19 protein-coding genes, 1 tRNA gene and 2 pseudogenes are annotated in these 19,504 nt (G+C 62.0%); 5 read left to right on the forward strand and 17 right to left on the reverse strand.

The annotated features are described in order from the left end of the window. The coding region (locus X757_RS139870; RefSeq protein ID WP_306413641.1) for a DUF922 domain-containing protein at positions 1-825 on the forward strand (825 nt) is incomplete at its 5' end. Positions 826-850: 25 nt separating this feature from the next. On the opposite strand, the gene X757_RS139865 is transcribed toward X757_RS139870, so the two are convergent. From X757_RS139865 to X757_RS139850, 5 genes are all read right to left on the reverse strand, one after another. Beyond that, on the reverse strand, positions 851-1,864 hold the full coding sequence (locus tag X757_RS139865) for an endonuclease/exonuclease/phosphatase family protein (protein WP_155922474.1): 1,014 nt from the start codon (positions 1,862-1,864) through the stop codon (positions 851-853). Between the two features lie 140 nt (positions 1,865-2,004). Continuing rightward, positions 2,005-3,465 carry an AMP nucleosidase gene (locus tag X757_RS139860; protein ID WP_023731828.1) on the reverse strand — a complete coding sequence of 487 codons (1,461 nt, stop codon included), beginning with the start codon at positions 3,463-3,465 and terminating at the stop codon, positions 2,005-2,007. Between the two features lie 278 nt (positions 3,466-3,743). After that, positions 3,744-3,938, reverse strand: a complete 195-nt coding sequence (locus X757_RS139855) for a hypothetical protein (protein ID WP_023702175.1) — start codon at positions 3,936-3,938, stop codon at positions 3,744-3,746. A 39-nt stretch (positions 3,939-3,977) separates the two neighbouring features. Further along, positions 3,978-4,130: a hypothetical protein gene (locus X757_RS1000000168685; RefSeq protein ID WP_023692826.1), complete on the reverse strand. Its 153-nt coding sequence runs from the start codon at positions 4,128-4,130 to the stop codon at positions 3,978-3,980. Between the two features lie 226 nt (positions 4,131-4,356). After that, complete coding sequence (locus X757_RS139850; protein WP_023727545.1) at positions 4,357-4,698, reverse strand: DUF2147 domain-containing protein; 342 nt, start codon at positions 4,696-4,698, stop codon at positions 4,357-4,359. A gap of 438 nt (positions 4,699-5,136) precedes the next feature. On the opposite strand from X757_RS139850, the gene X757_RS139845 reads away from it, so the two are divergent. Together X757_RS139845 and X757_RS139840 are read left to right on the forward strand one after the other, a co-directional pair. After that, on the forward strand, positions 5,137-5,403 hold the full coding sequence (locus X757_RS139845) for a sel1 repeat family protein (protein WP_006199745.1): 267 nt from the start codon (positions 5,137-5,139) through the stop codon (positions 5,401-5,403). Positions 5,404-5,789: 386 nt separating this feature from the next. Further along, entirely contained in the window at positions 5,790-6,911 is a 1,122-nt protein-coding gene (locus tag X757_RS139840; RefSeq protein WP_023727546.1) for an ABC transporter substrate-binding protein, read from the forward strand. Between the two features lie 49 nt (positions 6,912-6,960). Here the strand turns inward: X757_RS139840 and X757_RS139835 are convergent, their stop codons facing one another. The 9 genes and pseudogenes from X757_RS139835 to X757_RS139800 form a co-directional block, all read right to left on the reverse strand. Continuing rightward, positions 6,961-8,937, reverse strand: coding sequence for an acetyl/propionyl/methylcrotonyl-CoA carboxylase subunit alpha (locus tag X757_RS139835; RefSeq protein WP_023727547.1), 1,977 nt, complete (start codon positions 8,935-8,937; stop codon positions 6,961-6,963). Positions 8,938-8,986: 49 nt separating this feature from the next. Next, a complete protein-coding gene (locus X757_RS139830) occupies positions 8,987-9,364 on the reverse strand; it encodes a hypothetical protein (protein WP_023727548.1) in 378 nt (125 codons plus the stop codon). Between the two features lie 45 nt (positions 9,365-9,409). Further along, positions 9,410-9,784, reverse strand: coding sequence for a hypothetical protein (locus X757_RS139825; RefSeq protein ID WP_023670207.1), 375 nt, complete (start codon positions 9,782-9,784; stop codon positions 9,410-9,412). Positions 9,785-9,904: 120 nt separating this feature from the next. Beyond that, a pseudogene (locus X757_RS01000000165335) lies at positions 9,905-10,433 on the reverse strand (O-acetyl-ADP-ribose deacetylase). A 1-nt stretch (position 10,434) separates the two neighbouring features. Continuing rightward, positions 10,435-12,042 (reverse strand): carboxyl transferase domain-containing protein, encoded by a 1,608-nt coding sequence (locus X757_RS139820; protein ID WP_023727549.1) that lies wholly within the window; start codon positions 12,040-12,042, stop codon positions 10,435-10,437. Between the two features lies 1 nt (position 12,043). After that, a complete protein-coding gene (locus X757_RS139815; RefSeq protein WP_023702169.1) occupies positions 12,044-13,207 on the reverse strand; it encodes an isovaleryl-CoA dehydrogenase in 1,164 nt (387 codons plus the stop codon). Further along, positions 13,176-13,820 (reverse strand): TetR/AcrR family transcriptional regulator, encoded by a 645-nt coding sequence (locus X757_RS139810; RefSeq protein WP_023727550.1) that lies wholly within the window; start codon positions 13,818-13,820, stop codon positions 13,176-13,178. The genes X757_RS139815 and X757_RS139810 overlap by 32 nt, the downstream gene beginning before the upstream one ends. A gap of 74 nt (positions 13,821-13,894) precedes the next feature. Beyond that, positions 13,895-14,179 (reverse strand): acylphosphatase, encoded by a 285-nt coding sequence (locus tag X757_RS139805; RefSeq protein WP_023727551.1) that lies wholly within the window; start codon positions 14,177-14,179, stop codon positions 13,895-13,897. A gap of 159 nt (positions 14,180-14,338) precedes the next feature. Continuing rightward, positions 14,339-15,451, reverse strand: a complete 1,113-nt coding sequence (locus X757_RS139800; protein ID WP_023727552.1) for a pyridoxal phosphate-dependent aminotransferase — start codon at positions 15,449-15,451, stop codon at positions 14,339-14,341. On the opposite strand from X757_RS139800, the gene X757_RS1000000168200 reads away from it, so the two are divergent. After that, positions 15,450-15,611, forward strand: coding sequence for a hypothetical protein (locus X757_RS1000000168200; protein WP_023687272.1), 162 nt, complete (start codon positions 15,450-15,452; stop codon positions 15,609-15,611). The two genes, X757_RS139800 and X757_RS1000000168200, sit on opposite strands and share 2 nt — an antisense overlap. A gap of 91 nt (positions 15,612-15,702) precedes the next feature. On the opposite strand, the pseudogene X757_RS139795 reads toward X757_RS1000000168200, so the two are convergent. The 3 genes and pseudogenes from X757_RS139795 to X757_RS139785 all read right to left on the reverse strand — a co-directional run bounded on the left by X757_RS139795 (position 15,703) and on the right by X757_RS139785 (position 17,693). Further along, a pseudogene (locus tag X757_RS139795) lies at positions 15,703-16,972 on the reverse strand (porin). A 123-nt stretch (positions 16,973-17,095) separates the two neighbouring features. Continuing rightward, positions 17,096-17,329, reverse strand: a complete 234-nt coding sequence (locus X757_RS139790) for a GIY-YIG nuclease family protein (RefSeq protein WP_023702163.1) — start codon at positions 17,327-17,329, stop codon at positions 17,096-17,098. A gap of 273 nt (positions 17,330-17,602) precedes the next feature. Continuing rightward, a tRNA-Ser gene (locus X757_RS139785) sits at positions 17,603-17,693 on the reverse strand. 519 nt (positions 17,694-18,212) lie between these two features. On the opposite strand from X757_RS139785, the gene X757_RS139780 reads away from it, so the two are divergent. After that, entirely contained in the window at positions 18,213-19,421 is a 1,209-nt protein-coding gene (locus X757_RS139780; RefSeq protein WP_373432858.1) for a porin, read from the forward strand. Positions 19,422-19,504 lie beyond the last annotated feature (83 nt).

The following is a 19,504-nucleotide window of genomic DNA, read 5'->3' on the forward strand; positions in this document are numbered from 1 at the left end:
AAAACTCCATGCCTTGCGATATCGCTGGCGCGAACCACCACGAAAGCGCAAGTTTCAGTCCATGCCAAAGCTATCTTAGCGCCTATGACCGACCGGGGCCGTCTCGACCAGCAAAAATGGCGGCGATGGCCGGGTTTACCAAGGCATGTAAGGCGCTCGGCGCCAAAGATTGTTGAAACCGTCGTCTGCTTGTGGTCTCATTGCCGCGTCCATGGGGAAAATGGCATGCGCGTGTTGGTCTTGTTTTGCGTCGCCGTCATAAGCGCGGCCTGCGGCGTCGTCGGGACGGCGTCGGCGGGGGTGAAAACCGTCGTCAAGACGCGAACCTATGACATCACCGGCACGACAGGTGCCGGTCTGGTTATCGCCATGAACCGCAGGGGCCCCAAGCACGGTTTCATGACCCACGCCATCGCGCAGACAAGCTACACCGCCGACTGGAGCCTGGACGTGGGTCAGGTCAACGGCGTCTGCCGCCTGCGCCAGGCCAATGGAACGCTCAACATCGCCTACACCTACCCGCGCGTCGCCTCGGCCGTCACGCCGGCGCTGCGCAAACGCTGGAACCGGTTTTTCACAGGCGTTCTCGCTCATGAAGGAACCCATGGCCGTATCGCCGGGCAGATGATGCAGGCTGCCGAGCGGTCGGTTCGCGGCCTGAAATTTGCCAACGATCCGCAATGCAACAAAACGCGCGTCGAAGCCACGCGGCGCTTGCAAGCCACTTCCAAGCTCTATGAGGCAAAACAGATCGCGTTCGACGCGCGTGAGCACAGTGAAGGCGGCCATGTCGAGCGCATCATCGAGGCCTTGGTAGGCTTGTGAAACCGTAAGCCCCGTGGCGTACGATCTAGCCGCCCATGCTGGGCTGGATCAGCGACACAGTCGCGGTAGAATCCTCGTCGACCGGCTTGGTCTCGTCGCGCATCAATGAAAATTCCACCATCACCGGCAGATGGTCGGAGCCGGTCTCTTCCATCTGCGTCGACGACAGGATGGTCACCCCGCCCTTCGAAAACACCTGGTCGATCGGCAGGCCCGCATAGCGCCGCAGGAAATCGGGCAGGGTCCGGTGGATCCAGGTCGGTCCGGCCGACGGCATCACGGTCAGTCCGCCGAGCGAGGCAACGCGCCGTACCGCGGCGCTCCACGGCACGGCGTTGCAGTCGCCGGCCATGATCGCCGTCTCGCCGAGCGAGGTGAGCGTCTCGGTCAATTCGCCGATCTGCCAGTATTGTTCCTTCGGCCACGGCCAGCTCAAATGGATCGCCGCGACATCGACCGGAGTGCCGCCGAAATCGACGGTGGCGGCCGCCATCGCGCCGCGCGGTTCGCAATGCGGCTCGGTGCCGGCCGCAAAAGGTCGCCGGGACAAAAGCGCCACGCCCCACACGCCGTCGGGATGGGCGCACAGGATGCGATAGGGATAGGCGTTCTGGATATAGCCGAGTTCGGTCGCCCACATGGCCGATACTTCGTCGAGCGTGATCACGTCTGGGTTGGTCCTGGCGATCAGCGAAAGAACCTTCTTGGGTGTCGGATTGTTGAAACGCAGGTTCATCTGCAGCAGCCGGTAGACCGGTTCGTTGCCGGGCGCGGCGTCATTGGCGGCCTGCACCGGCCACAGGCGCGGCAAGGTGCTCAACGTGCTGGCGAAGGCGGCCACGGCCAGCAGCAGGCCCACGCCCGCCTGCAGGCGAAACGAGGTGGCGAGCAGCGGCAGCGCAATCAGCCCCATCAGCACGGCAAAATGGATGCGGAAATGGGCGAAGGAATCGAAGGCCGGATGCAGTGCGCCAAAGAACCCGGCTACAAGCGCGGCCGAGAGGCCGAGCATTGCCAGGAACGCCATTGAAGCCATCATCTTTCGCACGCGTGCCATCAGACCGGGTTTTGCCCATAGACCGGGTAATACATTGCCGAGGTATCAGGCCTTTATCGGCTGAAATGCGGCCCAATCAAGATGACGAAACGCCTCGCGGCAAACATTTACGGCAAGCCGGTCTACTGAAAGGCCGTCTCCGAAAAGCTTCTCAGCTTGCGCGAATGCAACCGTTCCATCGGCATTTCCGCCAGCTTCTCCATCGCCTTGATGCCGATGGTCAGATGCTGCGCCACTTGCCGCTTGTAGAATTCGGTCGCCATGCCGGGCAGCTTCAACTCGCCATGCAGCGGCTTGTCGGAGACGCAAAGCAGCGTGCCGTAGGGCACGCGGAAGCGGAAGCCATTGGCGGCGATCGTGGCCGATTCCATATCGAGCGCGATGGCGCGCGACTGCGACAGCCGCTGCACCGGTCCGCGCTGGTCGCGCAGTTCCCAGTTGCGGTTGTCGATGGTGGCGACGGTGCCGGTGCGCATGATGCGCTTGAGATCGTAGCCGGAAAGTCCGGTGACTTCGGCGACCGCCTCCTGCAGCGCCACCTGGATCTCGGCCAGCGGCGGTATCGGCACCCACACCGGCAGGTCATCGTCCAGCACATGGTCTTCCCGGACATAGGCATGCGCCAGCACATAGTCGCCCAGCGCCTGAGTGTTGCGCAGGCCGGCGCAATGGCCGAGCATCAGCCATGCATGTGGCCGCAGCACCGCGACATGGTCGGTGATCGTCTTGGCGTTGGACGGGCCGACGCCGATGTTGACCATGGTGATGCCGCCATGGTTCGGCTTCTTCAGATGATAGGCTGGCATCTGAGGCAGGCGCGGCGCCGCCACGCCTTCGCTGGGTGCGTTTTGCCCTGCCTTGGTGATGACATTGCCCGGTTCGACGAATTCGGTATAGCCGTGGCCGCCTTCAGCCATCTGGGCCCGCGCGCGGGCGACGAACTCGTCGATGTAGAACTGGTAGTTGGTGAACAGCACGAAGTTCTGGAAATGCTGCGGGCTGGTCGCCGTGTAGTGCGTCATGCGGTGCAGCGAATAGTCGATGCGCTGCGCCGTGAACGGCGCCAGCGGCCTTGGTTCGCCGAACGCGACCTCGAAGGTGCCGTTGGCGATCTGGTCGTCGGTGCCGTCAAGATCCGGCACGTCGAACAGGTCGCGGATCGGCCGTTTGATGCGGTCGGCGGCGGCGCCATCGACATGGGTTCCTTCAAGGAACGCGAAATGCAGCGGGATCGGCGTGGTCGATTCCGAAACCGTTACCGGCACGCCGTGATTGCGCATGATCAGGCGAAGCTGCTCTACGAGATAGCGTTCGAACAGCACCGGCTGGGTGATGGTGGTCGAGAAATGCCCGGGGGTCGGCATGTGGCCGTAAGCCTGGCGCGAGTCGATCTGGGTGAACGAATTGGTGGTGACGCCGATCTCCGGGTAGAAGGCGCGGTAGCGCTTGCTTTCGTCGCCGCCGGCGGCAAGCGTGGCAAAGGAGTCGCGCAGAAACTTGGTGTTGCGGTCGTAGAGCACCTGCAAGGCGGCCACGGCCTTTTTGGCGTCGTCGAAGCTCTGCTTGCCGAAAGGCTCCGGCATGACGACCGATTCGATAGCTTGTGGGTAGATTCGCTTTTCCATGGCTCAATATAGAGACTTGAGGCCGCACTTGGGAGGGGAGGATGGCCGCCAAGTGGTCGATTTATTCGTCCACGCCCAAGGTGTGCTGAGATTCAGGTAAGGCTGAGCCGGAGTCGAGGACGGGCGCGAAGCGACCAAACTGGTTGGCTTCGAGAACCGGAGCGGAGCGTACTCGAAGTATGTGAGCACCAAAGGCCGCCACTTGCAGGCCGGCATCACCTTAATACCGGCACACCTTACCCGCGCTGCAGACTGACCAGCAAGACAAAGCCGACGCCATGCTTCTTCGTCGCCGGCGCGTCGATCGTCGTGTCGGCATTGGCCCGCATCATCGGCATGACCAGGACCGGCGCCGACAGCACGACCAGGACGAGCGCCGCCCGCGGCAGGAGCCGAAGGGTCTGGAGGGCGTTGATGGCGATGCGGTTCATGGCTTTTGCTTTTCTGTTTAGATCTATGTCTTTGTCGTCTCAGGGGCGAAAATGGTTCATGCAATCGAATTGGCAGGAACTGGCTGCATCCCAGGAACGGGCCGGGCGGCCGGCTTCGGCCACGAGGATGGCGAAGAGCATCCCGAACAGGCTCATCAACAGGCAGACGATGGTGAAGCGGCGAGCGAGCATTTGCGTAGTGTCTCCTTGAACACGCCATCAAAATGCCCTGATGCGACTGAACCGGCGCTGATGCCGACGTTCATCTGCGGTTCAAAGTGATTGACGAGGTCTTAGAGAGAGCGTCGGTTCGGGTTTGCGCCGCCGCAAACGGCACGGTCGTCGCTATGGCGCGGACCGTCCTGCAAAAGAAAACGGGGCCTGTGAAGGCCCCGTTGGTCAACTCAAAGCAGCAAGATCAGAGCTTGTGCCAGGTCTGGCTCTTGCAGATCAGCCCGCCGAGCACGCAGCCGCTCATCTTGAGCGAGGTGCCCGACAGTGTTGCCTTGCCCGAATAGGTCTTGTCGTTTGCCGGATCGGTGATGTTGCCGGCATATTTGTTGGCCCCGACCGCCTTGAGCGAACCGATGGTCTTCCCGGCATATTTGCCGGTCTTCAGGGTGATGGAGAATGAACCGCTGCCGCCGATAACTGCTGTGTCGCCGGCTTGTGTCTTCCAATTGCCTTCGATCGGATCGGCCCAAGCCGCACCAGCCATCATCACGGCGGCCGCCAGGGCCAAGCTCACTTTGCGAAACATATCTGTCCTCCCTGGTTAGATGGGCCAGCCGCCTCTCTGCCCCTTACGCAAACGTAAGCTAATCCAGCTCCCGGCAAAACAAAAGCGGGTGCCGCGACGGAAGGTTTCGCAATTTTCATGCGGGGTCGGGAGAGCGCAGCCCGTGAAAATGAAACGATCGAGGCGTTGGCTTTGGTTCGCGTGGTTAGCAGAGTGTTGATCGGCGCCTTGCAAATTTTCGTCAAATCGATCGAAAAACGGCGGGATTGCTGACTTTGTATCCTTAACGAATTTCCGCGTTTACCTCTTGTTTTAGCTTTGTTTTCTCCAAATTAAGCACGCCATTTAACGACGGATTCAAGGCTCGGCCTCATTCTCGGAAGCATCGAAAGAGCGGCTCCCCAGGGAACACCGGGGGACAGAAGAGGCCCGCTCTCGGGAGCCAGACAGGGGACTAAAATGGCACGTTTTGAAATGCTTGAAGCCGGCTTCGGCGCCATGGGGGCAACTGCCCAGGCCGACATTCTTTTCGAACTGGGCATGATGTATGCGACCGGCCGCGATTGCGAGACCGATGTCGTTGCCGCCCACAAATGGTTCAACATCGCCGCCATCAAGGGCTCGGTCCGCGCCGCGGAACTGCGCTCGGAACTGTCGGCCGCAATGTCCAAGGTCGAGATCGCCAAGGCGCTGCGCGAAGCCCGCGAATGGATGACGATGCACTGAGATCGCGAGCAGATTATCGCAGGCAGATTATCGAAAACAGGGAAGCCCCGGGATCAAGACCGCAAAGACGGTCGGAACCGGTGAAACGACAAGGCCGCGACAAGACGGCCGACCATGAAAGAACAAGAACGCGGCAGGCCGGCACGGTCCAGTCGTGCACAATGGGGACGGCGGGCAGGTTTTCGTGGCGCGGGGGCGAATGGGGACTGCTACGAGCAAAAAGCCACGACCGGCCGGAACAGGCTGGCGTGGCTTTTTGCGTTGATGAGGCCCAATCGAGCGGCGCCGATGCGCCTAGACAGGCCCAATGAAGGATGAAATTGTCCCGCCTTCGGAAAGAAGCGCGGCCAGAGCGGCTGCGCGAGTGTGGGAGGAGTTCTATCACCATGAAAAAAACGGGTATTTTGAGCGCGGCCGTATTTGGCCTGATGATGAGCGCGCCGGTTGCCTTTGCCGATGACATCACCATTTCGGTGGTCGGCCCGATGACCGGACAGCTCGCCACGATCGGCGACCAGTTCAAGCAGGGCGCAACGGCAGCCGCCGACGCGATCAACGCCGCCGGCGGTGTCAACGGCTCGATGATCAAGCTCGACATCGAGGACGACCAGTGCGATCCCAAGCAGGCGGTTTCGGTGGCCAACCGGATCGTTGCCAACAGCGTCAAGTTTATCGACGGCCATGCCTGTTCAGGTTCGAGCATCCCGGCTTCCGCCGTCTACGCCGAGGCCGGCGCGCTGATGATGAGCCCGGCCTCTTCCAATCCCGAGCTGACCGATGCCGCCGCCAAGGCCGGCTGGCCGACGATCATGCGTCTCTATACGCGTGACGACGCGCAGGGCGCCTTCATCGGCCCGTGGATCGCCAAGAAATATGCCGGCAAGAATGTCGTTATCCTGCATGACAAGAGCGCCTACGGTCAGGGCGTTGCCGATGCGGTGAAGGCGACGATGAATGCCGGTGGCCTCAAGGAGATCGACTATGAAGGCATCAATGCCGGCGAGAAGGATTATTCGGCTCTCGTCACCAAGCTGAAGGACCTCAAGGCTGACGTCGTCTATTTCGGCGGCTATCACCCGGAAGCCGGGCTTATCCTGCGTCAGTCGGCCGAGCAGAGCGTTAAGTTCCAGCTGATCATGCCGGACTCGATCGCCTCGCCGGAATTCTGGCAGGTCGCCGGCCCCGCCGGTGAAGGCACCCTGTTCGTCTTCCCGTCGGACCCGCAGGCCAAGGCGGAAGCCAAGGAGGCCATCGCCAAGATCAAGGCGGGCGGCTTCGTGCCGGAAGGCTTTACGCTGTTCTCCTACGCCGTCGTTCAGGCGTTTGCAGAGGGCGTCAAGCGCGCCGGAACGGACGATCCGGTCAAGGTAGCCGAAGCGCTGAAGAACGGCACGCCGTTCAGCACCGTGGTCGGCGACGTGACCTTCGACGAGAAGGGCGATCTGAAGAACGCCAGCTACGACATCAACCAGTGGCACGACGGCAAATACGCACCGATCGCGCAGTAAGCGGCCGCGTACTCATGGAATGGCCGGGCTTGTCCCGGCCATTTTTCATTCAAGCCTCCAGCCGGCTATGCACCTCTTCAACGAAGCGCACCAGCACCGTTCCGTCGGTTACCTGCGCGCCCTCGGTGGCGATCTCGGCGATCACGCCGTCATGGCTGGCCGCGATCGTGTGCTCCATCTTCATCGCTTCCAGGATCAGTAGCGGCTGGCCCTTGATCACCCTTTCGCCCTTTGCCGCGCGCACCAGCTTGACCACGCCCGGCATCGGCGCGCGCAGGCTGCCCGAAGCGGCGGCCGCCTCGTCGGTTCGCACCAGCGGATCCGGGACGAGGAAACTGTAGCCGACCGCGCCTTCGAACACGGTGACGTGGCCTGGCCAGCGGGCAAGGCGAGGGGCGGCGCGAAGATCATGCGAATTGACGCTGTCATAGGGCGCGTCCAGCGCCACCTCGAAGCGCCCGTCCGGCCGCACTGAAACACGCGCCAGTATATCGTCCTCGCCATGGCGCAGGCGCGTGCGGCGCGCAACGCTGTGGAAATGCGCATAGCCGGCAAGCGACGACCACGGATCGTTCGACGGCGGCAAGGCACCGGCGCCCGCCGCGGCAAGGGCCGCCGCGGCAACGATCTCGCTGCGCGGCAGGGCGACCGCGGTCAGCGCTTCCTGATGCCTGCCGATCAGGCCGGTATCGACATCACCGGCCGAAAAATCGGCGTCCGCGGCAAGTGCCGCGAGAAACGCGGTGTTGACGGTCGAGCCGGCAATCTCGGTCTGCGACAACGCAGTGCCGAGCGCATCGAGTGCCGCCTGCCTGTCCTTGGCGTGGACGACCAGCTTGGCGATCATCGGATCGTAGAAGGGCGAGATCGCATCGCCGGCCCGCACGCCGGTCTCGATGCGCATGCTGGCGCCTTCGGGCGCGTTGTCGGGAAACGCCAGGTGATGCAGCGTGCCGGTCGCCGGCAGAAACCCTTTCGCCGCGTCCTCGGCATAGATGCGCGCCTCGAAGGCGTGGCCGGAAAGCGTGATTTCGCTCTGCGTCTTCGGCAGCTTTTCGCCGGCGGCTACCCGCAACTGCCACTCGACCAGGTCGGTGCCGGTGACCATTTCGGTGACGGGATGCTCGACCTGCAGGCGGGTGTTCATTTCCATGAACCAGAAGCGGTCGGCCTTCAGCCCTTGCGAGGCATCGACGATGAATTCGATGGTGCCGGCGCCGGAATAGCTGATCGCCTTGGCGGCCTTGACCGCCGCTTCCGTCATCGCCTCGCGCAGCGCCGGCGTCATGCCGGGCGCCGGCGCTTCCTCGATCACCTTCTGGTGGCGGCGCTGCGCCGAGCAGTCGCGCTCGTAGAGATGCACGGCATTGCCAAAATTGTCGCCGAATACCTGGACCTCGATGTGGCGCGGCTTGTCGACATATTTTTCGACCAGCACGCGGTCGTCGCCGAACGCGGCCTTGGCCTCGCGCCGTGCGCCCGACAGCGCCTCGGAGAAATCGTCGGGATGTTCGACCCGGCGCATGCCCTTGCCGCCGCCGCCGGCGCGCGCCTTGATCAGCACGGGATAGCCGATCTCACGCGCCTTGGACGCCAGCAGCACGATCTCCTGTGCCTCGCCATGATAGCCCGGCACCACCGGCACGCCGGCCTTTTCCATCAGCCGCTTGGCCGCATCCTTCAGCCCCATGGCGCGGATCGAGGCGGCCGACGGGCCGATGAATGTGAGCCCCGCCGCCACCACCAGGTCGACGAAATCGGGGTTTTCCGAGAGGAAGCCGTACCCGGGGTGAATTGCTTCGGCGCCGGTCGCCAGCGCCGCCGCAACAAGCCTGTCGCCGCGCAGATAGCTTTCGCCGACCGGCGAGGAACCGATACTCACTGCCTCGTCGGCCATTTTGACATGCAGGGCCTTGGCGTCCGCGTCGGAATAGACGGCAACGGTGCGCACTCCCATCTTCCTGGCCGTGCGTATCACCCGGCAGGCGATCTCGCCGCGATTGGCGATCAGGATCTTGGCGAACATGGAGCCTCCAGAGTTTGTCTCGGGCGGCGCCGGTCTGGCAGGAATGAGCCTATTTCGAAGCCGCGATTTTGCAGCCGCCGCTCGCGGTCTGAACCTTCCACTTTTTCAGGCCAACCTGACAGCTTCGCAACGCCAACTCTTCCGCGGACTTCTGAGATGGCGCGTTCAGCCGCGCACCGCAGATGATGTAAAGATCGTCGACGCGCGAGTAGAATGTGGTCGCGTAGGCCGAGTGGCCACTCGCCGCGACATAGGCGTTGTACGACTTCGTGCAGGGCTCCTTTGGATTCAGTGACAACGGAGGCCAGAATCGGGTGTCTCCCTTGCTGCCCGCCAGCGATCCAGCCGCCCCGATACCGGGTGCCGTAAATACGAGCAGGCCGGCAAGCATCGATACAGTAATTCGTTTGATGCGTGTCGATTTCATCTTGCGCCGCCCATTTGAAAAATGCCCAAGCCGATGCTTGTCGGCCTACTTCGATGCCGCAACTTCGCAGCCCGCACCTGTAATGACCTTGTAATGGCTGCGGGCGGACTCGCAGGATTTCATCGCCCGTTCTTCGGCAGCCTTCTGTGACGGTGCATTCAAGCCCGAGCCGCAGATGATGTACAACGAACGGATCCGGGCATAGGGCGTGGTCGCATAGGCCGAATGGCCGCCGGCGGCCACATAGGCGTTGTAAGCCATGGTGCACTGGTCTTTCGGGCTTTTCGGCAAATACGGATAGAAATGGATGTCGCCTTTGCTTCCCGCCAGCGATGCCGCGGCGCCAACGCCGGGTACCGCAAATATAAGCAAGACTGCAAGTACCGACGCAGTCGTTTTTCCCGAATATTTCGGCCTCATCTTTACCCCATCCCCGTTGCCCAATGCGGGATGAACAATAGCGCCTATTCTCCAGTGCCGCCAGCCTGCTCACCGAAAATTGCTTTTGCGTAGGTGGATGAACCATCTTGTCCATGCAGACTAGCATCCTCCAATGGCAGCAACGGCTTGTCGGTATAGTTGAGCTGTTGGCTCGTCGAAGCAGCAGAAAATAACTGTTTCGGGCGTTGAGTTCTGTCCGACGAAGGTACCTGCGATGCCAACGGCAATCTGCGTCGCCTCATTTTTCGGATAACGGTAGATGCCGGTCGAGATCGCCGGAAATGCCACGGTCCGGCAATCCCTGGCGGCGGCGATTTGGAGTGACCTGATATAGCAGGATACGACCAGTCCGGCTTCGCCTTTGCCGCCGCCTTGCCAGACAGGTCCGACCGTGTGGATGATGTAACGTGCCGGCAGGTGATAGCCCTTCGTAAGCTTTGCCTCGCCGACTTGCAGCCGTTCAGCATCCGGCATTCGAATTCGAGCTCCGGGCCGGCGGCGCGGTGAATGGCGCCGTCGACGCCGCCGCCGCCCAGCAGCGAGGAATTGGCGGCATTGACGATGGCATCGACCGCAAGCCTGGTGATGTCGCGGTGTGGACATGTATCCGTTCGCCGAACTTGCTCATCTCACATCCTGAACACGCCGAACTTCGTTTCCTCGATTCCGGCGTTGAGCGCGGCCGACAGGCTGAGCGCCAGCACCTCGCGCGTTTTCGCCGGGTCGATGATGCCGTCGTCCCACAGCCGCGCCGAGGAGTAGAGCGGGTGGCCCTCATGCTCGTATTTCATCAGGATCGGCTTCTTGAATTTCGCTTCCTCGTCCGCGCTCCACTCACCGCCCTTGCGCTCGATGCCCTCGCGCTTGACCACCGCCAGCACGGTCGCCGCCTGTTCGCCGCCCATCACCGAAATGCGCGCGTTCGGCCACATCCACAGGAAGCGCGGCGAGTAGGCGCGGCCGCACATGCCGTAATTGCCGGCGCCGAACGACCCGCCGATGATCATCGTCACCTTCGGCACCTTGGCGGTGGCAACCGCCATCACCAGCTTGGCGCCGTCCTTGGCGATGCCGCCGGCCTCGTACTTTCGCCCGACCATGAAGCCGGTGATGTTCTGCAGGAAGATCAGCGGGATCTTGCGTTGGCAGCACAGTTCGATGAAATGCGCGCCCTTCACAGCACTTTCGGAAAACAGCACGCCATTGTTGGCGATGATGCCGACCGGCACGCCCTGAAGATGGGCAAAGCCGGTGACCAGCGTGGTGCCGTAATTCTGCTTGAACTCGTCGAACTCGGAGCCGTCGACGACGCGCGCGATCACCTCGCGCACATCATAGGGCTGGCGCAGATCCGTCGGCACGATGCCGTAGAGTTCCTGCGCGTCATGAAGCGGCGGCATGGGTTTCTGTAAGGTCAAGCTTACAGTCTTGCGCCGGTTGAGGTTTTTGACGATGCGCCGGCAGATGGCCAGCGCATGTTCGTCGTCCAGCGCATAGTGGTCGGCGACACCGGACAGCCTGGTGTGCACGTCGGCGCCGCCAAGCTCCTCGGCGCTGACATCTTCGCCCGTAGCCGCCTTCACCAGCGGCGGGCCGCCGAGAAAAATGGTCGCCTGGTTGCGCACCATGATCGTCTCGTCCGACATTGCCGGCACATAGGCGCCGCCCGCAGTACATGAGCCCATGACGCAGGCGATCTGCGGAATGCCGGCCGCCGACATGTTGGCCTGGTTGTAGAAGATGCGGCCGAAATGCTCGCGGTCGGGAAACACCTCGTCCTGGTTGGGCAGGTTGGCGCCGCCGCTGTCGACCAGATAGACGCAAGGCAGATTGTTTTGCAGCGCGATCTCCTGCGCGCGCAAATGCTTCTTCACCGTGAGCGGATAATAGGTGCCGCCCTTCACCGTGGCGTCGTTGACCACGACCATCACCTCGGTGCCTTCGACACGGCCGACGCCGGCGATGAGGCCGGCCGAGGAAATCTCCTCGCCATACATGGACCATGCCGCGAACTGGCCGATCTCGAGGAAAGGCGAGCCGGTGTCGAGCAACTGCGCCAGCCGCTCGCGCGGCAACAGCTTGCCGCGCGAAACATGACGCTCGCGCGCCTCCTCCGAGCCACCGCGCTCGACGGTTGCCGCCTTGTCCGCAATGTCGGCAACCAGCGCCCGCATGCGCTCGGCATTGGCGAGGTAGGTTTCGGAGGAGGGCGAGATCTGGGTCTGGAGTACGGCCATGCTAAACCCCCTCCGCCATGATCTCGCGTCCGATCAGCCAGCGGCGAATCTCACTGGTGCCGGCGCCGATCTCGTAGAGCTTGGCGTCGCGCAACAGCCGGCCGGTCGGATACTCGTTGGTATAGCCGTTGCCGCCAAGCAGCTGGATGGCGTCGAGCGCCATCAGCGTCGCTTTTTCGGCGGCAAACAGCACGCAGCCAGCGGCATCCTTGCGTGTCGTCTGGCCGCGATCGCAGGCAGCCGCGACAGCATAAACGTAAGCGCGCGCGGCGTTCATCGTCGAATACATGTCGGCAAGTTTGCCCTGCACGAGCTGGAACTCGCCGATCGGCTGGCCGAACTGCTTGCGCTCATGCACATAGGGGATCGCCACGTCGAGACAGGCCGCCATGAGCCCGAGCGGGCCGCCGGCGAGCACGGTGCGCTCGTAGTCGAGGCCCGACATCAGGACCTCGACGCCGCGGCCCTCCTCATGCAGCACATTGTCATAGGGCACCTCGACATTGTCGAACACCAGTTCGCCGGTGTTGGAGCCGCGCATGCCGAGCTTGTCGAGCTTTGGCGATGCCGAGAAGCCGGCCATGGTCTTTTCGACGATGAAGGCGGTGATGCCGCGCGATTTCCGCTCCGGATCGGTCTTGGCGTAGACCACCAGCGTTTCGGCGTCGGGGCCGTTGGTGATCCACATTTTCGAGCCGTTGAGCACATAGCGGTCGTTGCGCTTTTCGGCGCGCAGCTTGAGCGAGACGACGTCGGAGCCGGCGCCCGATTCCGACATGGCCAGCGCACCTGCCCTTTCGCCCGAGCACAATGTTGGCAGGAATTTCTCCTTCTGCGCCGGCGTCGCCCAGCGGTTGATTTGGTTGACGCAGAGGTTCGAATGGGCGCCGTAGGAGAGACCAACCGAGCCCGAGGCGCGCGAAATCTCTTCCACCGCAATGACGTGGGCAAGATAGCCCATGCCGCTGCCGCCGAAATCGGGATCGGCGGTGATGCCGAGAAGGCCGAGCGCGCCGAGCTCTTTCCACAGATGCGTGGGGAATTGATTGCTGCGGTCGATCTCGGCGGCGATCGGCGCTATTTTCTCCTGGGCAAAGCGGCGCACCAGATCGCGTAGCGCCTCGATGTCCTCGTCATGCCCGAAGCTGAGTGTGTTCGTGTACATGCCGTTCCTCCCCGATTTCGATCTTCGCGCCAACCAGGCGCATTGTCATTGAAAGATATGTCGCCGTGACTTCAGCCATCGACAGCCGCTCGCCCGGCCGGAACCAGACGATGACGCCGGTCATCATCTGGATCAGGGCCATGGCAGTGAGCCCGGTGTCATCGACACTGAAGGCGCCGGCCTCCGCGCCGTCGCGCAGGATGGCGCGCAACTCCTTCTCATAGGCGGTGCGCATGCGCAGGATCTGCGTCAGCCGGTCATGCGACAGGCTGCGCAATTCCATATTCGAGACATGGGTGGAGTGGCGGCGCTCGATGTGGAAAGCGATGTGGTTTTCGACATAGGAGGCAAGCCGCGTTGCCGGATCGGCAGCGTCGGGGCGTGCGGCGTCCCACGCTTCGATCAGCCCTTCCATATGTTCGCGCATCAGCGTGAACAGCAGGTCTTCCTTGGTCGGAAAATAGCGGTAGAGAGCGGCGGCCTGGACGCCGACCTCGGCGGCAAGCTGCCGCATCGACATTGCCTCGTAGCCGAAGCGGGCGATCAGGCTGACCGCTGCCTCGCGGACGGCCGCTTCAGTCTTTTCGCCGTCGGATCCCGTGGTGCGCGCCATGATCGCCTCCCTGAATGAAGCAAGAATAAAACGAACGTTCAATTAATTCAAGTGGGCAACAAAAATCGTGCCGTCTATGCGATGATCCGAAAGTCGACGGGCGCGTCGAGGACTTCGAATTCCTCGGTCTCGACATTCGAAACCGAGGATCCCGTTGGTCCTTGCCGCAGCCGTTCGATCATTGTCGAAACCGCAGCATCGGCCCCGGCAATCGAGGTCGTCACCGTGCCATCTCGTTCATTGCGCACCCAGCCTACGAGGCCAAGCCCTATCGCTTCGCGCCGGGCCCACAGCCGGTAGCCGACGCGTTGCACCTTGCCATGCACACGCGCCTGCACTGCCCTTTGCCGGTCATCCATCGTTGCCTCCCATGCACAGAAACTGGCGCGGAATCGGACGAAAGCAACAGCCTTGAACGGTTGGATTGTTGTTGCATCGACGGAAGCCGGGGACCCGGCTGATTCTGTCTTGGCCTTTGGCGGCGTCGGGAGGCCGTGTCGCGACGGCAATCGGCCGGGCTAGTTTCCCCGCGCCGCGGCGAGTGCGCCGGGCAGTTCCTCGGCAAAGATGTCGAGTTCATGATCGAGGCCGACGCTGACCCGGATGCAACGTTCGAGCCTTGGCGCCATCGGCTTGCGGATGAAAACGTCGCGCGACAAAAGGTTTTGCAGCACTTTCAGCGCGAAGGCGCCGTCCTGGCCGCAGTCGATGGTGACGAAATTGGTCGCCGATGGCAGCGGCTTCAGCCCGTTCGTCTCCGCAATCCCGGCTATACGTGTGCGGCCGGCAGCGACTCGCGCCACCACGCTGTGCAGCCAGTCCTGGTCGGCCAGCGCCTCGACGCCGGCGATCTGCGCCATGCGGCTGACGCCGTAATGGTTGCGGATCTTCTCGAAGTCACGGATCACCTCGGCTTCCGCCACCGCATAGCCGCAGCGTATGCCGGCCAGCCCGTATGCCTTGGAGAAGGTGCGCATGCGGATGACATTGGGTCGCGCGACATCAATCGGCGGCAGCGCCGAGGCCGGCCCCAATTCGCCATAGGCCTCGTCGAGCACCAGCATGGTGGTTTCCGGCAACGCTTCGACGAAGCGGGTGATATCTCCTGCTTCCCACCAGCTGCCCATCGGATTGTCCGGATTGGAGAGATAGACCAGCGACGCCTTCTCCTTGATGACTGCCTTGAGCAGGCCGTCCAGGCTTTCCTTGTCGTTCTCGTAAGGCACCGTGACCAGCCGGCCGCCGACGCCGGCAATGTGGAAGTTGAAGGTCGGGTAGGCGCCGAGCGAGGTGACCACTGCGTCGCCGGGCGCGACATACATGCGCGCCACCAGGCTGAGCAGCCCGTCTATGCCTTCGCCGACCACGACGTTTTCGGCGCCGACGCCGAGATGGCGGGCCGCAGCCTGCTTCAGATCGTAATTGTCGGGATCGCAATACATCCACTGGTCACGCGCGACGCGCTCCATACGGGCGATAACGCGCGGCGAAGGCCCGAAGCTGCTTTCATTGGCGCCGATGCGGGCGCGAAAAGCACGTCCGCGCTCGCGCTCCTGCGCTTCCGGTCCGACAAACGGCACCGTCGAGGGAAGTGCACCGACAAGCGGCGTGAGGGCAGGGCGCTGGCGCATGGCAAAGGCTCACGAGAAGATGGGCCTTCTTGCTAGCGTGCCCAATAGGACGGCGCAAGTTCTGGCGCGGCTGGAAATAGTGGCCATCACGCCCGTGATGAAATCGGCGCGGGTGGCCACGCTCTACGACCTGACCGCCGGTAGGCGGCAACCCTTTTGAAGGCCAGCACTGCAGCCAATGGCGACGGGCGCTTCAAAAAGAAAACCCGGCGGTTGCCCGCCGGGTTCGATTTTCAGCCAGGCTGAGCGTCTTAGAACGAGCGCTGGAAGCGGAGGAGACCGCCGATGCTGCTCTTCTTGTCGGCGTTGGTGAAGTTGGAGAAATTGGCGTCGTCGAACTTGCCTGCGTTGAGGTAGTCGACTTCGGCCGTGACCGTGAAGCCGGGAACAACGTCGTAGGCGATGTTCGCGGCGACGCCGAGGTTCTTCCACTCGTCATACGAGACCTGGGCATTAAACGAGGTCTTCTCGTTTATGGTGTAGGTGCCGCCACCCCAGAATGCCCAGTTGCCGCCCCACTGCTTGTAGAAACCGCGGCCACCGGCGTTGATCGCGTTGCCGTTGTGAATCAAGGTCGTGTCGTCATTCAGGTTGTCGTCGGTGCCGTAGCCGCCCATGATGAACAGCGACAGGTTCTGCATCGGGGTGATGTCCAGGCGAACCTTGCCGGCGACTTCTTCATAGTTGCTGTCATAAGCGACGACGCCGGTGATGGCGCCCCAGCCCTGCGTGTACTTCACGCCGCCGACGACATGCGGAACGTAGCTGTCGATCGTGCCGACGACGCCCGAGCCTTCTTCAAGAGAGACGACGGCCGAGAAGCCGTTGCCCGCATCGAAGTAGTACTGGACCACGTTGGTGTCGAAATCGCCGTAGGGAACGAGCGTATCCTGGAGGACGTTGCCGGCGTAGCCGATGAACGTGTCGAAGGCCGATTCGTCCTTACCGACGCGCAGGCCACCGAGCTGGATCCAGGCGAAGTTCAGCGAAACGTTCTTGTTGCCGGCAGGGTTGGAGTTGAACTCGTCTGCTTCCGTGGTCGGATCGTCTGCCGACGGGTAGCCGTTACGATTGCCGAAGTTGAAGCGGGTCTCGGTGTAGGTCTTCAAGGTGCCGAGTTCGGTTTCCTGGCCGGTCCAGGTCTTCAGCGTGAAACGGGCATTCTTGTAGAAGGTGTCCTGCTCGTCGCCATCCTTATGGTCGAAGGACCTCGCACCGTCGAACGAGCCGACGTCGCCGGCACCGATGTCGTAGCGGACATAGCCGCCGATGCGCAGGCAGGTTTCGGTGCCGGGGATGTAGAAGTAGCCGGCGCCGTAGACGTCGCAGATCTTGACGTATTCAGCCGGTTCCGGCTCGGCGACGACGACGGCGTCGGCGGCGCGCGCACCGGAAACTGCGATCNATCTTGACGTATTCAGCCGGTTCCGGCTCGGCGACGACGACGGCGTCGGCGGCGCGCGCACCGGAAACTGCGATCAAGGCCGCAGCGGAGCCGAGGAGAAGGCTCTTAATGTTCATTTTCTGACCTCCAGTCAGAATCGAACAAGATAGTGAAGCCGGCGACAAGCGTTTTCGCTGTAACCAATTGTTATTGTTGAAGTTTATTGAAAAGATGGACCTTTGCGGCAGGTGATGCGGCCATCACCACAGGCGCTTGTTGGCGAAAGCATGCCCTGAACCGGATTTGAGATAGCGCTCGAATGAAGCTGCCTTGGCCTGGTTCGAAAAGGCCATATAGCTGACGATCCGCCACGGCAGAAACTTGGATGTATGGCTGGATTTCCCCGCATTGTGCTCGACAAGCCGCCGTTTCAGGTCCGTCGTTATGCCGATATAGCGTTCGCCTTCAGCAGCCGTACTCTCCAGAAGATACACATACCACGTGAGCTGCTCTCCTACGCCAAGGCTTCGGAGGGCATCCTCTCCGCCATCCTGCTTGGCGCTGAGGTGGGCTTGTCCTGCGAAGCTCGAAGAGCGAAGCAGGACCAATCGAATTCTGCAAGGGATTCTCTGGGCTTACGCTGTGCGGCACGTAGCACACCACGCGGTCCGGCCCTCCTACGCCAAGGCTTCGGAGGGCATTCTCTCCGCCATCCTGCTTCGCGCTGAGGGTTGCTTGTCCTGCGAAGCTCGAAGAGCGAAGCAGGATGGCGGAGAGGATGGGATTCGAACCCACGAGAAGCTTTTGACCTCTACTCCCTTAGCAGGGGAGCGCCTTCGACCACTCGGCCACCTCTCCGTTGCGCCGCTGGATAAAGAAAAGCGCGGGCACAATCAACAAGCCGGCGCCATTATCTCTGAAAATTCCGGATTTGGCCGCAGCGCCGCCTTTTGCATGCGGCGAATCTGCGGCGGTTCCCTGGCTGGCGAGTCGGCGACATGGCCGCAATCTCGGCCGGTCGTCGCCGGATTCGGCCGCATTCGGGCGCTGCGGCAAAGGCTTCCGGGCCCTTCGATAGTTAATGAGAGCTTTCTGACTGAGGCCAAATCGTGTCATTTGTGCAACAACGCATGGGGATAGCGCCCGCATAGCCCTTTCGCCGGTACGATCGTGGTTGAACGACGCCGCCTCATGGGTAATGTCGATTTCGAAGGAGCGGCGCGGTGCGCATCTTTTTCGGTAGTGGGGATGGGGCAGGGAACGCTGTCCTTCAGCAAAGAATACCCAGACCCGTTTTTTAACTTTTGACTGGAGGTCAGAAAATGAACATTAAGAGCCTTCTTCTCGGCTCCGCTGCGGCCCTGATCGCAGTTTCCGGTGCGCGCGCCGCCGACGCCGTCGTCGTCGCCGAGCCGGAACCGGCTGAATACGTCAANCCTGATCGCAGTTTCCGGTGCGCGCGCCGCCGACGCCGTCGTCGTCGCCGAGCCGGAACCGGCTGAATACGTCAAGATTTGCGACGTTTACGGCTCGGGCTACTTCTATATCCCCGGCACCGAAACCTGCCTGCGCATCGGCGGCTATGTCCGTTACGACATCAGCGGTGGCGATGTCGGTTCGTTCGATGGTGCAAAGACCTTCGACGCGAAGGATGGCGACGAGAACGACACTTGGCGCAAGAAGGCCCGCTTCGCACTGAAGACCTGGACCGGCCAGGAAACCGAGCTCGGCACCTTGAAGACCTACACCGAGACCCGCTGGAATTTCGGCAACCGCAACGACTATGCCGCCAATGACACCGATGATGACAATTTTGCTGGCAACTCGGGCGTTTCGCTGAATTTCGCCTGGATCCAGCTCGGCGGTCTGCGCGTCGGTAAGGACGAATCGGCGTTCAACACGTTCATTGGCTACGCCGGCAACGTCATCCAGGATACGCTGGTTCCCTACGGCGATTTCGACACCAACGTCATCCAGTACTACTTCGACGCTGGCAACGGCTTCTCCGCCGTTCTCTCGCTTGAGGAAGGCTCGGGCGACGGCTCGTACGGTTCCTACGGCAAGGGTACGATCGACAGCTACGTTCCGCATGTCGTCGGCGGCGTGAAGTACACGCAGGGCTGGGGCTCCATCACCGGCGTGCTCGCTTATGACAGCAACTATGAAGAAGTCGCCGGCAAGGTCCGTTTGGACATCACCCCGATGCAGAACCTGTCGCTGTTCATCATGGGCGGCTACGGCACCGACGACAACTACACGGATCCGAGCTACGCGTTCGCAGCTGGCGGCCGCGGCTTCTACAAGCAGTGGGATGGCAACTGGGCAGTCTGGGGTGGTGGCACTTACACCATCAACGAGAAGACCTCGTTCAACGTCCAGGTCTCGTATGACGAAGGTGAGAACCTCGGTGTCGCAGCCAACATCGCTTACGATGTTGTCCCAGGCTTTACGGTCACGGCCGAAGTCGACTACCTCAATGCAGGCAGCATCGACGAGGTCAATACCCTTGGCAACAACCACAACTGGACCAATGCCGATAAGAAGAGCAACGTCGGCGGCATGCTTCGCTTCCAGCGCTCGTTCTAAGGGCTGGCTTTAGATAAGTGAATACCAGCCCGGGCGCTTCAACGCCCGGGCTGTTCTGTTCGTGACTGGGTCAAGACAAGCAG

Origin of the sequence: Mesorhizobium sp. LSHC412B00 (assembly GCF_000503035.1) — a bacterium.
In the GTDB taxonomy this organism is placed as follows: Bacteria; Pseudomonadota; Alphaproteobacteria; order Rhizobiales; family Rhizobiaceae; genus Mesorhizobium.

Coding starts and splice junctions, on each gene's coding strand:
- X757_RS139865 (WP_155922474.1), bottom strand. CDS start 1,864: ATGATGGCTTCAATGGCGTTCCTGGCAATGCTCGGCCTCTCGGCCGCG.
- X757_RS139860 (WP_023731828.1), bottom strand. CDS start 3,465: ATGCCGGAGCCTTTCGGCAAGCAGAGCTTCGACGACGCCAAAAAGGCC.
- X757_RS139855 (WP_023702175.1), bottom strand. CDS start 3,938: ATGAACCGCATCGCCATCAACGCCCTCCAGACCCTTCGGCTCCTGCCG.
- X757_RS1000000168685 (WP_023692826.1), bottom strand. CDS start 4,130: ATGCTCGCTCGCCGCTTCACCATCGTCTGCCTGTTGATGAGCCTGTTC.
- X757_RS139850 (WP_023727545.1), bottom strand. CDS start 4,698: ATGTTTCGCAAAGTGAGCTTGGCCCTGGCGGCCGCCGTGATGATGGCT.
- X757_RS139845 (WP_006199745.1), top strand. CDS start 5,137: ATGGCACGTTTTGAAATGCTTGAAGCCGGCTTCGGCGCCATGGGGGCA.
- X757_RS139840 (WP_023727546.1), top strand. CDS start 5,790: ATGAAAAAAACGGGTATTTTGAGCGCGGCCGTATTTGGCCTGATGATG.
- X757_RS139835 (WP_023727547.1), bottom strand. CDS start 8,937: ATGTTCGCCAAGATCCTGATCGCCAATCGCGGCGAGATCGCCTGCCGG.
- X757_RS139830 (WP_023727548.1), bottom strand. CDS start 9,364: ATGAAATCGACACGCATCAAACGAATTACTGTATCGATGCTTGCCGGC.
- X757_RS139825 (WP_023670207.1), bottom strand. CDS start 9,784: ATGAGGCCGAAATATTCGGGAAAAACGACTGCGTCGGTACTTGCAGTC.
- X757_RS139820 (WP_023727549.1), bottom strand. CDS start 12,042: ATGGCCGTACTCCAGACCCAGATCTCGCCCTCCTCCGAAACCTACCTC.
- X757_RS139815 (WP_023702169.1), bottom strand. CDS start 13,207: ATGTACACGAACACACTCAGCTTCGGGCATGACGAGGACATCGAGGCG.
- X757_RS139810 (WP_023727550.1), bottom strand. CDS start 13,820: ATGGCGCGCACCACGGGATCCGACGGCGAAAAGACTGAAGCGGCCGTC.
- X757_RS139805 (WP_023727551.1), bottom strand. CDS start 14,179: ATGGATGACCGGCAAAGGGCAGTGCAGGCGCGTGTGCATGGCAAGGTG.
- X757_RS1000000168200 (WP_023687272.1), top strand. CDS start 15,450: ATGGCAAAGGCTCACGAGAAGATGGGCCTTCTTGCTAGCGTGCCCAAT.
- X757_RS139800 (WP_023727552.1), bottom strand. CDS start 15,451: ATGCGCCAGCGCCCTGCCCTCACGCCGCTTGTCGGTGCACTTCCCTCG.